At 63.0% G+C, this 13550-nt stretch carries 13 protein-coding genes; 5 read left to right on the top strand and 8 right to left on the bottom strand.

Features of this window, described 5'->3' with window-relative positions; all coding sequences use genetic code 11:
* The first annotated feature begins 10 nt into the window (after positions 1-10).
* Both NKH93_RS07415 and NKH93_RS07410 read left to right on the top strand, forming a co-directional pair.
* A complete protein-coding gene (locus NKH93_RS07415; protein WP_352703996.1) occupies positions 11-577 on the top strand; it encodes a hypothetical protein in 567 nt (188 codons plus the stop codon).
* A 737-nt stretch (positions 578-1314) separates the two neighbouring features.
* Positions 1315-3846 carry an NAD-dependent epimerase/dehydratase family protein gene (locus NKH93_RS07410; protein ID WP_352920354.1) on the top strand — a complete coding sequence of 844 codons (2532 nt, stop codon included), beginning with the start codon at positions 1315-1317 and terminating at the stop codon, positions 3844-3846.
* Here NKH93_RS07410 and NKH93_RS07405 read toward each other — a convergent pair.
* Genes NKH93_RS07405 through NKH93_RS07395 form a run of 3 tightly spaced genes read right to left on the bottom strand, consistent with a single transcriptional unit; the run spans position 3843 to position 6837 of the window.
* Entirely contained in the window at positions 3843-5063 is a 1221-nt protein-coding gene (locus NKH93_RS07405) for an NAD(P)/FAD-dependent oxidoreductase (RefSeq protein ID WP_352473253.1), read from the bottom strand. The genes NKH93_RS07410 and NKH93_RS07405 overlap by 4 nt on opposite strands.
* Positions 5060-5773 carry a methyltransferase domain-containing protein gene (locus NKH93_RS07400; protein ID WP_352473252.1) on the bottom strand — a complete coding sequence of 238 codons (714 nt, stop codon included), beginning with the start codon at positions 5771-5773 and terminating at the stop codon, positions 5060-5062. Before NKH93_RS07400 ends, NKH93_RS07405 begins: the two co-directional genes overlap by 4 nt.
* Positions 5770-6837, bottom strand: coding sequence for a type III polyketide synthase (locus NKH93_RS07395; RefSeq protein ID WP_352473251.1), 1068 nt, complete (start codon positions 6835-6837; stop codon positions 5770-5772). Before NKH93_RS07395 ends, NKH93_RS07400 begins: the two co-directional genes overlap by 4 nt.
* A 269-nt stretch (positions 6838-7106) precedes the next feature.
* On the opposite strand from NKH93_RS07395, the gene cueR reads away from it, so the two are divergent.
* Positions 7107-7505 (top strand): Cu(I)-responsive transcriptional regulator, encoded by a 399-nt coding sequence (gene cueR / locus NKH93_RS07390; protein WP_352473250.1) that lies wholly within the window; start codon positions 7107-7109, stop codon positions 7503-7505.
* Positions 7506-7547: 42 nt separating this feature from the next.
* On the opposite strand, the gene NKH93_RS07385 is transcribed toward cueR, so the two are convergent.
* Positions 7548-8030, bottom strand: coding sequence for a DUF2127 domain-containing protein (locus NKH93_RS07385; RefSeq protein WP_352452336.1), 483 nt, complete (start codon positions 8028-8030; stop codon positions 7548-7550).
* A 41-nt stretch (positions 8031-8071) separates the two neighbouring features.
* Here NKH93_RS07385 and NKH93_RS07380 point away from each other — a divergent pair, with 41 nt between their 5' ends.
* Both NKH93_RS07380 and NKH93_RS07375 read left to right on the top strand, forming a co-directional pair.
* Positions 8072-8614, top strand: a complete 543-nt coding sequence (locus tag NKH93_RS07380) for a phosphatase PAP2 family protein (RefSeq protein ID WP_352822790.1) — start codon at positions 8072-8074, stop codon at positions 8612-8614.
* Between the two features lie 17 nt (positions 8615-8631).
* Positions 8632-9189 (top strand): cytochrome c, encoded by a 558-nt coding sequence (locus NKH93_RS07375; RefSeq protein ID WP_352473247.1) that lies wholly within the window; start codon positions 8632-8634, stop codon positions 9187-9189.
* Between the two features lie 5 nt (positions 9190-9194).
* Here NKH93_RS07375 and atzF read toward each other — a convergent pair whose 3' ends face one another.
* Genes atzF through NKH93_RS07355 form a run of 4 tightly spaced genes read right to left on the bottom strand, consistent with a single transcriptional unit; the run spans position 9195 to position 13495 of the window.
* A complete protein-coding gene (gene atzF / locus NKH93_RS07370) occupies positions 9195-11003 on the bottom strand; it encodes an allophanate hydrolase (protein WP_352822796.1) in 1809 nt (602 codons plus the stop codon).
* Positions 11000-11350 (bottom strand): cupin domain-containing protein, encoded by a 351-nt coding sequence (locus NKH93_RS07365; RefSeq protein ID WP_352501326.1) that lies wholly within the window; start codon positions 11348-11350, stop codon positions 11000-11002. The genes atzF and NKH93_RS07365 overlap by 4 nt, the downstream gene beginning before the upstream one ends.
* On the bottom strand, positions 11343-12011 hold the full coding sequence (locus NKH93_RS07360) for a cysteine hydrolase family protein (protein ID WP_352822799.1): 669 nt from the start codon (positions 12009-12011) through the stop codon (positions 11343-11345). Before NKH93_RS07360 ends, NKH93_RS07365 begins: the two co-directional genes overlap by 8 nt.
* Positions 12011-13495 (bottom strand): ABC transporter ATP-binding protein, encoded by a 1485-nt coding sequence (locus tag NKH93_RS07355; protein ID WP_502896441.1) that lies wholly within the window; start codon positions 13493-13495, stop codon positions 12011-12013. Before NKH93_RS07355 ends, NKH93_RS07360 begins: the two co-directional genes overlap by 1 nt.
* Positions 13496-13550: the final 55 nt, after the last annotated feature.

Below are 13550 nucleotides of genomic sequence, written 5' to 3'. Positions count from 1 at the left end.
GGAATTAGTCATGGTCCGGACAATGTCCCCAAACAGACGAATGGTTGTTTTCGGCGGTGTTTTCGGCGCCGCGATGGTTGCCGGCTTTGTCAACGAACCGGATTTGGCAATCGCTGCGGAGGACCCCGGTATGGCGGGTCGCTTCAAAGACCTCAGCGAAAATGGCAACAGCACGTGTTCGGCCAAATTCACGGAGTCGATCGCAACCATGCCAAGCACGTCGCGGATCAAGGGCTCATGTTGCAGCCCGATGGAAATGAAGCGCTACATCGAGCAGTTGAATGGGCTGACCAAGTATCGCGATATCGCCATGATACCCGTCGATCCATACGACATTCCGGCTGGCATCGCCCAAAAATTGATTCCTTACTACGATGTGAAGCTCTCCGGCGATGAGCAGCAGGCCTACGACTACGCGATGGCCAATTCCAACGAGAAAGGCCCATGCTGCTGTCAATGCTGGCGCTGGAAAGTGTATGGCGGGCTGGCGAAGTTCCTGATCCGCGAGCACGGTTTCACCGGCAAGCAGGTCGTCGACGTCTGGGATCTCTCCGACGGCTGCGGCGGTGGAGAGTAGAGCCGGGCGACGCCTCGGATGCGGTTCAACAAGCGCTCTCAACCTGTTCTAGCTTCTTGAAAGGAGCGCTTGACCTTCCGGTGGCTGGAACGGTTAGGCTCATTGCCAACTTCCGGAGATCGTCCAATGGCGGACCGAACCATGAATTTCGAAAGGCAGCTACTGGCCCTGTTCAGAGAGGCATATCGGCAAGGCAGATCAGATGTCGCGGAGCATTTGCTGCGAGCGCTGGAGGCACTGGATCAAAGCCCTGCCGTTCCCGAGTTACCGCACGGCCAGCATGTTTTGGCCGAAGCCTACTATGAACTCGTTCGTCGATAGCATTGAACATGCCCTGATTGACCGGCAAGCCACCGCCTTCGTGGGCTGATCGAGTTCGCCTTGACGGGCGTACATGGCGAACTAGTTCCCCTCGCAATCGCCGGTGGCAGCGGCGGCGGGAGGGATGATTGTAATGATGATGGACGGTTCAATGTGGATGATGGGCGGCATGGCGCTCATTTGGGTCCTGGTGCTTGTCACCCTCGTGCTCGCGATCGCGGCGCTGGTCAAATATTTGCGAACCTGACGGCATAGGCAGTCGGGGTCAAAAGAGCAAAAAGGACGGAAAGTTGTAGGCGTCACCGGAAGCAGCAGCGTCATCGGGTCGGCGTCGGAACTGGTCCGGCCCTTCGGCTCTTAACGTCTGTCGCCTTCGGCCCTCTCAGGAGTGGCAAATCGCCGGCTATGAGGTCTGGATGGCGAAGCGCAAAGACACGGTTATTGTTACCGGTAGCACCGGCTTCATCGGCTCGGCTCTGGTCAACAGCTTCGCCGACCGGTTTGCTCTCGTCGGCCTCGACCGGGCGGCGACGCGTCAGCCGCCGCCGGCCGCGGAGTGCGTCTGCATCGACCTGACATCGGAGGACGCCGTGGCAGCCGGCTTGGCGCGCGTGCGGACGGCCTATGGCGCCCGCCTCGCCTCGGTGATCCATCTTGCGGCCTATTTCGATCTCACAGGCGAACGGAACCCGCTCTACGAAAAGATTACGGTTGGCGGCACCGAGAAGCTCCTGCGCGCCCTGAAACAATTTGAGGTCGAGCAGTTTGTCTTCATGAGTTCGATGCTGGCGCACAAGGCTGGCCGACCAGGCGACATCATCGATGAGGATTGGCCGCTCGAATCGAACCTACCCTACCGCACCTCGAAGATCGAGACCGAGCGCCTGATCCATGAGCAGCACGGGGCGATCCCTGTCGTCTATGCCAGGCCGGCCGGCGTCTATGATGATCTTGGCCGTAACGCATTCCTCGCCAATCAGATTGCGCGTATCTACGAAGAGGATCCGACCGGGCATGTATATCCGGGTGACCTGCGCACCGGGCAGTCGTTCCTGCATCTGGAAGACCTCATCGAGGCGGTGGCGCGCCTTATAGATCGGCGCAAGAAACTTCCCACGGAGCTGGCGCTGCTTCTCGGCGAGCCTGAGGTCATGGGCTACGGCGAACTTCAAGCCGAGATTGGTCGGTTGATCCGTGGCGAGAACTGGGAGACACGGGAGGTGCCGAAGGCGCTCGCCAAGGCGGGTGCCTGGGTCCAACAGGACGTGCTGGGCGAAGAATCATTCGTTCGTCCCTGGATGGTCGATATCGCCGACGACCACTACGCGATCGATATCAGCCGTGCCCGCAATGTCCTCGGCTGGCAGCCCCGGCATTCCCTGCGCGAGACGTTGCCGCGGATCGTCGACGCGCTCAAGGCAGATCCCGCCGGCTGGTATCGGGCCAACAAGCTCAACGCCGCCAAGGTGGCCGGCAGCGGAACAAAAGCGCGAGAGAAAGACAAGGCGTTCGAGGCCAAACACGACAAGATGAAACCCGGACACATGGCCGAGATGGCGGGGATGGGCAAGCAGATGCTCTGGGCTCATTTCCTGGTCATCACGCTTGGCGTGTGGCTCCTCACCAGCCCGCTTCAGTTCGCGCTGTTCGATCCGGCGGCTGGCACTGTGCGTGACGTCACGCAAGAGCGTGGACTGTGGGAACCGGTGCTGCGCAACGCGCTCACCGGCTGGAGCGACATTGTCTCGGGCTTGCTGCTGATGCTGTTTGGCGGGCTCGCACTGTCGCCGCGTTTTTCCTGGGCGCAATGGGGCACGACGATCGCCGGCCTATGGCTGCTGTTCGCGCCGCTGTTCTTCTGGACGCCGAGCGCCGCCGCCACCATGAACGACACGATCGTCGGCGCGCTGGCCATCACTTTCTCGGTGCTCGTCCCGATGATGCCGGGCATGAGCCACGAAGGGATGATGGACGAGAGCACCGTTCCGCCCGGCTGGACCTACTCGCCGTCATCCTGGCTGCAGCGCCTGCCGATCATCGCGCTCGGTTTCTTCGGTTTCCTTATCGCCCGCTATCTCACTGCCTACCAGCTCGGCCATGTGGGTGCTGTCTGGGAGCCGTTCTTCCCCGGCGGAGACGGCAGGAACGGCACGGAATTCATCATCACATCCGACGTTTCTCGAGCCTGGCCAGTCGCTGATGCCGGGCTTGGCGCCGTGGCCTATATGATCGAAACCCTGATGGGCGCGATGGGCACGGCGACCCGCTGGCGCACCATGCCCTGGATGGTGACCTTCTTCTTCATCCTGGTGGTGCCGCTCGGCGGCGTCTCGATCTTCTTCATCATCATCCAGCCGATCATGATCGGCACCTATTGCACACTGTGCCTCATCGCGGCGGCGGCCATGCTGGTCATGATCCCGCTGACGCTGGACGAGGTGGTCGCCATGGGCCAGTACATGCTGCGCAGCGTGCGGGCAGACCGTCCGTTCTGGCGCACCTTTTTCCAAGGCGGGCCGGAGCCGAACGGCGAGGCGGACAAGAACGATCCCGGCTTTTCCGCCGCGCTTGCCGCACAGTCCGCCGCAGCCATTCGCGGTGTCACGTTTCCATGGACGCTGGTCGCATGCTGTATCGTCGGCGGTTGGCTGATGATCTCGCGGCTGGTCTTCGGCACGGCCGGCGCCATTGCAAACAGCGATCACCTCTCGGGCGCCATGATCATCACGATCGCGGTCTGCGCCATGGCCGAGGTGGCACGGCCGTTGCGTTTCCTCAACCTGCCGTTCGGGTTATGGCTGATCGCAGCGCCCTGGCTGCTCGACGGCGCGACCAGAGGTTCGACATTGAACAATGCCGTTGCAGGGCTAGTTGTGATCGGCCTCAGCCTGCCTCGCGGGCTCCGAAGCAAGGAGCACTACGGCTCATGGGACCGCTATGTCGCCTAGACGAAGCCGGGAACCGGCTTGGTCTTGCCGCTCAGTTGCGCGCCCAGCGTCAGTGTCTGCGGGAAATTCCGGACGATCGCTGCCATCAAGGTGGCGCTGCCGGGGCGAAGGGCAATTCCGGCAACGGCCGCGGCGGCGTAGACCCGTGTCGAGAACAGTCTTTTCCAGGCCGCCCCGTAGCGTGTGGCGGCAGCCTCGCGCCCTGCCCGGCCACTTGGCGCGCATGCGAGTTCGCAAGCCAGCAGCCAGCCGGACTGAAGCGCCATCGAGATGCCCTCGGCGATGACAGGATGAGACTCTCCAGCTGCATTGCCGACGCGGAAGATGTCCTCTTCGTAGCACGAGCGAATTCCCGGCCGGATCGGACCTGCGGCAAGCCACGAACCGTCGAGGAGAGCCGGTTCCAGGGCGTTCCTGACGCCTCGGCACGAGTCCACGAGATGGCGCGAGACCGCATCGGCGGCCGACACGTGGCTCCGTTGTTTGGGGCCATATTGTTTACGCAGCCGCGCGAGCATATCGCGCCGGATGCAGCACGAGATCGACAACCGGCCATGATCCGCCGAAACCATGCCGCCATAGCCGCCGGGGAAGGCCAGCAGAGGCATCAAATCCGGCGGCAGGGACGACCCGGTGAAATGCGCCTTGAAGCCGAGCAGGTCCGACGGGCGATTGGCCTTTGCGAGCTGGCTGGGCAATGGTCCCGGTTCCCACGAGCCGTGTGCGGCGACAATCACCGGCGCTCGCAATATCGCCGCTTCATCCCCGGCTTGAATTCGCACCCGTTGCATCTCGCGATCCCGCTCGATGGCGACGGCGCGGCAGGGTTGAAAGATTTCGACACCCGCCGATCGCGCCGCTTGCAAAAGCAGAGAATCGAGAATGTCCCGGCCGAGCGCCCGGCCGAAGCTGTCTTTCCCACGAGGCCCAGCTCCTGCACGTGGCATTGCCGCCTCGACGCAGGTCTCGCCGGAAAACAAGCCGACGCGGCGGATTTCGGGGCCGGCATTGGTACGCCAGGCATCGCCGATCTCAAGCCGGTCGAGAAGCGCAAGATTGCTTGCCGAGATATATTCGCCGCAGACCTTGCGGCGTGGAAACGCACTCTTTTCCACAATTGCCACGGCCCATCCGCGCCGGGCCAGCGTGAGCGCGACGGAGGTGCCCGCCGGGCCGGCACCAATGACGATCGCGTCATGGGTCGACAATCGCGTCATGGGTCGTTGCCGGCGCTGGCGCCGACGAAAATGTGGGAAAACAGGCCGGCGCGTCGTTCCTCGACCGGTTTGCCGTTGGCCTCAAGCCAGAGACCGGAAAGCTCGCTGCCGCGAAAGCCGGCACGCACGCTTTGCGCCGCGTCGTTTCGTGTGACGTCGTTGGCGCCGATTGCCGGCAGAAGACGGGTCGCGGCCAGCGGCAATTTCGCCCGCAGCGGCTCTGTCGCAATGAGCAACGGGGCTTTCGGCCCGATCAGCGAAAATAGACGCACGAGTTGCGCATCGTCGAGATGATGCAGAAACAGATTGACGGTGACGGCGTCGAACCGCGCGCCCTCGATCTTTCCTGCCCAGTCGAAGACATCGGCGGTGACGCCTTCCGCCCTCCATCCCAGCCGGTCAAAATCGCCGCGCAATTGCGCGGTGAGGAGGCCGACGCGGTCGAGCATCACCAGTTCGACCCCGGGCCAATGCCTGGTCATGCGCCGCGCCACCGTCAGCATGAAGGAGCCATCGCCGGCGCCGATCTCCAGAATGCGGCGTGGCGGCTTTGGCACAAACCTCCTGAGCAACGACGTCATGATCGGCACCTGAAACATCAGCATATTGATGCGCCGAAGGTCGCGGCGCGCGGCCAGCGCTCGCGGATCGTCGGCCGCAAGTCCGTCGAGGATTTCCGGCGCAAGCTGCCGGTGCTCCAGGCCGCTCATGACACCGTTCGAAAGAGCATGGTTTCGGCCGTCAGCCCGGGTCCGAACGACATGCCGCAACCGAGCAGGCCGGGTGGCGCCTTCAGCATCTCCTTCATCACGAACATGACGGTCGCCGACGACATGTTCCCATACTGGCGCAACACCTCGCGCGATGGTTCCAGCGCGGTGGGCTCCAGTTCCAGGGCCCTTTCGACGGCGTCGAGCACCGAACGTCCACCCGGATGCACGGCCCAAAGGTCGATGTCTTTCGCCGATCGGCCTCCGAGGACGGCGGCCTGGCTGTTCCGCAACGCTTCATGAATCGCTGCCGGCACCTGGCCGGAAAGAACCATTTCGAAGCCGTGGTCGCGAATGTTCCAGCGCATCAGGTCCCGCCGTTCCCTCGCCACCAGACAGTGAAAGCTATCGAGCTCGATGCCGGCCGGCTCGGCAGTGATGAGCGCAGCCGCGCAGCCGTCGCCCCAAAGGCAGAACGACAGCAGTTTTTCCAGTTCGGTGGTCTGTCGCAGATGCATCGTGCAGAGCTCGATATTGACCAGCAGGACCTTGGACTGCGGGTCGGAGCGGACGATGTGGCGGGCCAGCTTGAGGCCGTTGATCGCCGCATAGCAACCCATGAACCCGATCATCGTGCGTTCGATCCCGTTCGGCAGCCCGCAACGCGCAACCAGCTCGAGATCGATGCCCGGCGCCGAAAAGCCGGTGCAGGTGGTGACGATCAGATGGGTGATGCGGGAAGCGTCGTCGCCAAGCTGCAATCCGTCGATGCCCTTTTGCGCCAGAACAGGTGCGGCATCGTCGAACATCGCCATTCTCGCCGCCGTTCCGGGAAACGCGCCCCGGATGAAGGTTCCGGCCAGGTCGGCGGACGGTCCCTCGGGGTCGGACGCCGGCGCAAAGCAGGAATAGCGGTGCTCGATGCCGGCAAGATCGGCCATGCGTTCGAAGATCCTCCGGCGATCGGCCGCGAGCATGGAGGCCGCGAAACGCAGGTAGAATTCATGAACCTCGTGCTCCGGTGCCGCTGTCGCGATCCGGTTGATATAGGCCTTGACGGGCATGTTCTGTCTCCTCGGCGTCTGCACGGTGTTGCGTCGAGCCAGCGCCGGAGGGTCTTTGCTCATCGGCACCCGGTGTCGAACACCGGGTTTTGAGCACTGTTCGGTAAAAACGTTTCCGAGGACCGATTTCTTCCCGAAGGTTCAGTATGTACTGGCAGGCAAACGGTTGGAGCGGGCGGGCGGTTGCGTCAGGCATCCAAAATCGCCACATCATGTTGACCTTCCATCTACTGGAAGGTCTATTTCCTCCGACAAAGGAGATTTCCGCCATGAACATCGGCGTCGCATCCGAAAAATCCGGCTTGCCGGCCAAGACGATCCGTTACTACGAGGATATCGGGCTCTTGCACCCGGCCCGGACGGACAATGGCTATCGTGATTACTCGACGGCCGATATTCACCGGCTGCGCTTCCTGCAGCGCTCGCGAAGCCTGGGGTTTTCGGTCGACGAATGCCGCCAGCTGCTGTCGCTGTACCAGGACAGGGAACGTGACAGCGCCGACGTGAAGGCGATCGCGAAAGCCAAGCTGGTCGAGGTCGACAGGAAGATCGCCGAACTGGTCGGATTGCGCGGCTTGCTTCACCAATTGGTCAGTCACTGCCACGGCGACGAGCGGCCGGATTGCCCGATTATCGACGAGCTGGCAGGACAAGGCGTCGCCCAGTGAGGTGGATTGAAAATCGGAGCGGCTGACGTGCAAACTTCGCTGTCATGCCGGCTTGTGCTGCCGCACGACCTTCCATTCATGCCAGATCAGCACCATGACGACAGCATCGAATACGGTCAGGACAAGCAGGCCGAACGAATGAGTGTAGGAGTAGCGGTAGACTTGATAGAACATAAATGCGCCCAGCGCCGCAAGCGATGCCGGATACGACCACAGCTTGCCTCTCAAAAGCCCGACAACGAGCAGCAGTTTTATCAGGCCGTGGCTAAGCAGGTAGAAGGCATAAAACTCCTTGCTGGCGACGGAAAAGTGGCTTGCCATCTGCGACAGATAGCCAGCTATGAAATCGTTCGGATCTTCGATCAATTCCTCTTGGGTGAATGTATTGACCCAGGAGGCAATGGCGTCGGTGGTGACGACATAAAGCAGGATCCCGCCCACGCATTCGATCAGGGCATGCGCCCCTTTAAGCCAGATGCTGAGCTCGAAAATCTGATGGATGCGGCGTTCGTCTACTGCTTTCACAAAATTCACCTTGCGATCGACAACAGCGGAAACGAGAAACGATGGATGCAGCTCTAACCCACTGGATCAACGCGGCAGCCGGGATCAGCCCTTTTCTTGATAAGGCAATGATCGCCGTCTCACAAATCGGCGTTCCGCTGATGGTGCTGGCTGTTGCCCTGCAATGGTGGGCAAAGGCCGACCGCTACCATGTGCGCCATGCTGCCTTGTCCGCCGGCTTGGCGTTCCTGCTCGGTCTGGCGATCAATCAGTTCATTTTGCTATTCGTCCACCGGCTGCGGCCCTACGATGCCGGCGTGACGCATCTGCTGATTGCGCCCAGCGCCGACTGGTCGTTTCCCTCCGACCACGCGACAGCCAGCTTTGCGGTTGTTGCGGCTCTTGCAACGCAAGGTCTGCCGCGCCGGATGCTGGCCCTCTCCATCATGGCATTGCTGATCTGCTGGTCGAGAATTTATATCGGCACCCACTATCTCACCGACGTGATAGGCGGTGCCATCACTGGCGTCTTAGGTGCCGTTGTGGTCCGATTTGCCTATCGCGAGAACTCCCGACTGGACAGTCTGGTCACAAGAATTCTCTAGCTCCTTATGTGCCAACGATGAGACGAGCAGCTATCATAGCGGTCCTGTCGCTTGCCTGCGTCTCTGTCGTGCTCGCCGCCGCCCATTCGGGTCGTGATGCGGTCATCCAGGCTCGCCAGGCCTCGATGAAGGAAATGGCCCAGGCCGCAAAGACGATAGCCGGGATGTTCGACGGCAAGCAGGCGTACGACGCCGCGGCCTTCAAGGCGGCGGCCGAGACCATCCGCGCCCGCACCGGCCCTGCCCTGATTGCCGAATTCCCCAGCGCGACATTGGGCGCGCCTTCAGGCGCCAGGCCGGATATCGACCCCGCCCGCGCGGAGTTCGAAGAGCTGGCTCGCCACATCGGGACGCTGGCCAGCGCCTTGGCCTCCGACGCCGAGCGGGCGCCGCCGCGCATCACCGACGACATGAGAATGGGTTCCGGCCTGGCGATGGGCGGTGGCAGCCTGCTTGGCAAGCGACCATCACTCGCGGAAGCCGATCCCACTAAATTGCCGGCGGAGCACCTCCTGCATCTCATCTTGCAGGATTGCTCGAGCTGCCATTCGAAGTTTAGGCAAAAGGTCGAGTGATAGCGTCAGCTTCGCTGCAGCTGACCCGCCATGAAATTGCGCCAGCCGCCGAAATGCGAAATCTCCTTTGCATCGGTGAGACCGGCACTTTCGACGAGAAAGCCCTTCGGCGAAGTTCCGTCGTCAAGCACAAGCGTCCCGATGCCGAGCGGCGGCGGGATCGCGGCAACAAAACGGCCGAAGGCTTGCGGCGAGAGCCGCCAGACTTCGACCTCGATCGCTGTCCCCTTGCCGTTGCAGATCCGTTCGAGCCCCGGTCGCGGCACCGACTGGCCGGCGAGCGCGTAAAGCCGGTAGAGCGGCGCCGTTCTTGCAGCCCGGGCGAAAATCGCGCCGAGCTGCTGCAGCTGGCCGTTCAGCGCCATCCCCGACAGATGCGCGCCGACCACGGCCAGCTCGATCGTGCCTTCATCCACGCCCGCCAGAACATCGCCGCGCTGCGGCTGCGGCCAGCCGATAGCACCAAGCGCAAGGCCGCTTGCCGCATGGACATCGCGCGCAAGCGACGCAGTCAGGTGGTCCTTGCCCGCCGCGGCAAGCAAGGTGACGCTCATCGGCAGACCGTCGCTGCGGGTTCCGCTCGGCACGGCAATGCCGCACATGTCGAGCAGATTGACGAAGTTGGTGTAGGTGCCGAGCCGGCTGTTGGTGACGATGGGATCGGCCAGCACCGCTTCGACTGTGTAGTGCGTCGGCGCGGTCGGCACGCAGAAAACGTCGACCGAGGCGATGACCGGCGCAAGCCTGGCCTTATAGCCTTGCAGGGCATAGAGCCCCTTGAAAGCGTCCGCAGCGGAAAGTTTTCGCGCACCGCCGATGATCTGCCGCGTCACCGGATGCATGGCGGCCTCGTTGGCATCCATGAAGTCCCTGATCGCGGCGTAACGCTCGGCCACCCAGGCGCCTTCGTAGAGCAGAGTGGCGGTGGCGTAGAAATCACCGAACGGGATTTCGACCAGCCGGCAGCCCAGCGTCTCCAGCGAGGCAAGAGCGGCCTCGAAACCCGCCTGCATCGCCTCGTCGCCGAAGAAGGTCCAGTCCGCCCTGGCCGGCACGCCGACAGTCAGCACCGGCGGGCGCGCGGCAAGAGCCTGAATGCAGAGGTCACGCGAATAGGGATCGGCGTCGTCCTTTGCCGCCGCCGCCTCGAACACGTGATAGGCGTCATCGACGGTGAGCGCGAAGACCGAGACGCAGTCGAGCGTCCGGCAGGCCGGCACGACGCCGGCGGCTGATAGCGCGCCGACGCTCGGCTTCAGCCCGACGATGTTGTTGAGGCCGGCGGGTATGCGCCCCGAACCGGCGGTATCGGTGCCGAGCGCGAAGGAGACGATGCCGCGCGCCGTCGCCACGGCCGAGCCGCACGAGGAACCGCCCGGCACCAGTTTCGGGTCGATCGCATTCCTCGGGATTGGATAGGGCGTGCGAACGCCGACCAGGCCGGTGGCGAACTGGTCGAGATTGGTCTTGCCGACAACCAGCGCGCCGGCGGCCTTGAGCCGCGCGACGACGGTGGCGTCTTTCGCCGGCAAGTAGGCATATTCCGCACAACCCGCCGTGGTCGGCATGCCGGCAACATCGATGTTGTCTTTGACCGCGAACGGCACGCCCCACAGCGGCTTTGCCGCGGGATCGAACGGGCCGAGCTTTTCCGCCTCGGCAAGCAACTCCGCCCTGCTCGCCAGATGGATGAAGATGCCGGGGTCATCGGCCGCCGCGAGCCGCGCATGGACCATATCGATCACCTCGCCAATGCTGACGCCGGCCTGATAGGCAACGTGCAGGCTCGCTATGTCGAAGCGGATGTCGCTCATTTGGCCTCGCCCAGAATGACTACCGGCAGGTTCCACTGGATGAGTACGACGCAGCCATCCTTGGTCCACACCGAATGCTCGGTTCCGACCGGGTTCAGGATCACGCTGCCCGCGGCATGATCGCCGTTCTCGTCGCTCTGCGTGCCTTCCAGCACGATGATCGTCTCCAGCCCGGCATGGCGATGACGCGGCACGCTGGCGCCAGCCCGGTAGTTCAGGATGGCGACCGACGGTTCCATCGGCCCACCCTTGAGCAGCCAATGCACTGTGATGCCTTCGCGAAAATGCTCGAATGGCAGATCACGCCAGCCCCCTTGGATGAGAGCCGCGTATGCGACGTTAGGCATTGGAAAGTCCCTCGAGCACCTGGTCCGTCGTTGCCGTCCAGCCGACGATGGCGCCCTGCGCCCTGATCATGGCAAGGGCTGCCGCCTTGAACTCCGGAAAATAGCTCTCAGTGGCATCCTCCGCCAGAAGGCATTCATAGCCGCGGTCGTTGGCCTCGCGCATCGTCGTCTGCACACAGACCTCCGTCGTCACCCCGGCAAAGACTAGCTGCTGTGCGCCGAGCCGCTTGAGGTCGTCGCCGAAGCTGGTGGCATAGAACGCGCCCTTGCCGGGTTTTTCGATGACGATCTCGCCAGGCAGTGGGGCAAGTTCATCGAGGATCGCCGTTCCCGGCTCCCCGACGATCAGCACACGACCCATTGGCCCGACATCGCCGATCCTGATCGACGGATTGCCGCGATTGCGCTTGGCCGGCGGCAGATCCGAAAGGTCTGCCTTGTGGCACTCCATCGTGTGGATCACCGGCAGGCCAGCGGCGCGAAACCCCGCGATCAGCCTCTTCACCGTCGGCACGATGGCCGTGACCCGGCTGACGTCATTACCGAGGCTGGCGCCGAAGCCGCCGGGTTCGGCAAAGTCGCGCTGCATGTCGATGACGACCAGCGCCATCGCCTCAGGCTTGAACACAAACGGAAACGGCAGTGCCTCGATCCCAGCCATCAGTGATGTCCCGCCATGTGCTCGCCGATCGTCTGCACGCTCGCCTGCGCGATCGGCGTCTCGTAGACCAGCGCGCCGTCCGACATGACGAAGATGCGGTCCGAGAGCTCGAGCAGCTCATCAAGGTCCTCCGACATAAGGAGCACGGCGGCACCGGCGTTGCGCGCCTTCATGATGCGGGCGCGGATTTCGGCGACGGCAGAGAAGTCGAGGCCGAAGCAGGGGTTCGACACGATGAGCAAATCGACCTCGCCGGTCAGTTCCCGCGCCAGCACCGCGCGCTGCACATTGCCGCCCGAGAGCGACGAAATCGGCGAAGCGAGCGATGCCGTCTTGACCTTGAACTGTTCGATCAGGCGGGCCGCGTAGTCACTGATCGCACTCATCCTGATCCAGTTGACCGGCTTGCCGGCCTCGTTGAGGTCGAAGGTCCGGAAGGCCATGTTTTCCGCCACCGTCATCTTCGGTGCGCAGGCATTGCGCAACGGCTCCTCCGGAATGAAGCGGACATTGAGCGTGCGCGCCTCGCTGCGGCTGGCGCCATAGGGCGAGCCTTTCACCAGAACGTCGCCGCCATTGCGCGCCCGCTGTCCGGCAAGGACTTCGAGAAACTCCTTCTGGCCGTTACCGGAGATGCCGGCAATGCCGACGATCTCACCCGACTTCACATCGAGTTCGCCGATGTCGATGGTTTTCAAGCCGGTGCGGTCGGGCGCCTTCAGCGACTTTACCGTCAGCACCTGTCTGGCGCCGGCCGGCACCGGGGCGCGGCTGTCGAGTGCGGCGATCGGTTGGTCGCCGATCATCATCGCCGCCATCTGCTTGTGGGAAAGTTCGGAGACCTTTCCGGTTCCGGTCAGCCTGCCCTTGCGCAGCACGGTGATATCGTCGGCAAAGGCCGTCACCTCGTGGAATTTATGCGAGATCATCAGCACGGTGAGGTCGCCGGTCCTGGTCATGTCGCGCACCAGGCCAAGCACTTCGTGTGCCTCGCCGGGAGTGAGCACCGAAGTCGGCTCGTCGAGCACCAGGAAACTGCGGCCGAGATAGAGCTGCTTGATGATTTCGAGCTTCTGCTTCTCGCCGGCGGCAAGTTCCGCCACCTTGACGTCGAGCGGCAGCTTGAACGGCATACGCTGCATGAATTGCGCAAGTGCGGCGCGCTCCTTGCGCCAGTCGATGACGCCCGGCACCTTCTCGCGCGAAATGACCAGGTTCTCCGCGCCGGTCAGCGACGGAACGAGCGTGAAATGCTGATAAACCATGCCGAGCCCGAGCGCCGACGCGTCCTTGGGACTGGCGATCGCGACCTCGCGGCCATCGACCAGCATGTCGCCGGCGGTCGGATGGTAAAAACCCATCATGCATTTGACCAGCGTCGACTTGCCGGCGCCGTTTTCGCCGAGCAGCGCGTGGAACGATCCCGCCGGCACCTTGATCGAGACATCGTCCAGCGCGGTGAAAGCGCCGAAGCGCATGGTCATGCCGATGGTCTCGACGCCGACGGCCTTCTTCCCAGTGCTTCCGCTCAAGATCGCC

The organism is Mesorhizobium sp. M0954, assembly GCF_040319155.1.
GTDB lineage: Bacteria > Pseudomonadota > Alphaproteobacteria > Rhizobiales > Rhizobiaceae > Mesorhizobium.
This window is presented reverse-complemented; position numbering and strand designations above follow the sequence as displayed.

Bases quoted from the DNA above. Each gene is read 5' to 3' on its own strand.
- NKH93_RS07405 (WP_352473253.1), bottom strand. From the start codon at position 5,063: ATGACGCGATTGTCGACCCATGACGCGATCGTCATTGGTGCCGGCCCG.
- NKH93_RS07380 (WP_352822790.1), top strand. From the start codon at position 8,072: ATGGATGCAGCTCTAACCCACTGGATCAACGCGGCAGCCGGGATCAGC.
- NKH93_RS07360 (WP_352822799.1), bottom strand. From the start codon at position 12,011: ATGGCTGGGATCGAGGCACTGCCGTTTCCGTTTGTGTTCAAGCCTGAG.
- cueR (WP_352473250.1), top strand. From the start codon at position 7,107: ATGAACATCGGCGTCGCATCCGAAAAATCCGGCTTGCCGGCCAAGACG.
- atzF (WP_352822796.1), bottom strand. From the start codon at position 11,003: ATGAGCGACATCCGCTTCGACATAGCGAGCCTGCACGTTGCCTATCAG.
- NKH93_RS07355 (WP_502896441.1), bottom strand. From the start codon at position 13,495: ATGACCATGCGCTTCGGCGCTTTCACCGCGCTGGACGATGTCTCGATC.
- NKH93_RS07400 (WP_352473252.1), bottom strand. From the start codon at position 5,773: ATGAGCGGCCTGGAGCACCGGCAGCTTGCGCCGGAAATCCTCGACGGA.
- NKH93_RS07375 (WP_352473247.1), top strand. From the start codon at position 8,632: ATGAGACGAGCAGCTATCATAGCGGTCCTGTCGCTTGCCTGCGTCTCT.
- NKH93_RS07365 (WP_352501326.1), bottom strand. From the start codon at position 11,350: ATGCCTAACGTCGCATACGCGGCTCTCATCCAAGGGGGCTGGCGTGAT.
- NKH93_RS07395 (WP_352473251.1), bottom strand. From the start codon at position 6,837: ATGCCCGTCAAGGCCTATATCAACCGGATCGCGACAGCGGCACCGGAG.
- NKH93_RS07410 (WP_352920354.1), top strand. From the start codon at position 1,315: ATGGCGAAGCGCAAAGACACGGTTATTGTTACCGGTAGCACCGGCTTC.
- NKH93_RS07415 (WP_352703996.1), top strand. From the start codon at position 11: ATGGTCCGGACAATGTCCCCAAACAGACGAATGGTTGTTTTCGGCGGT.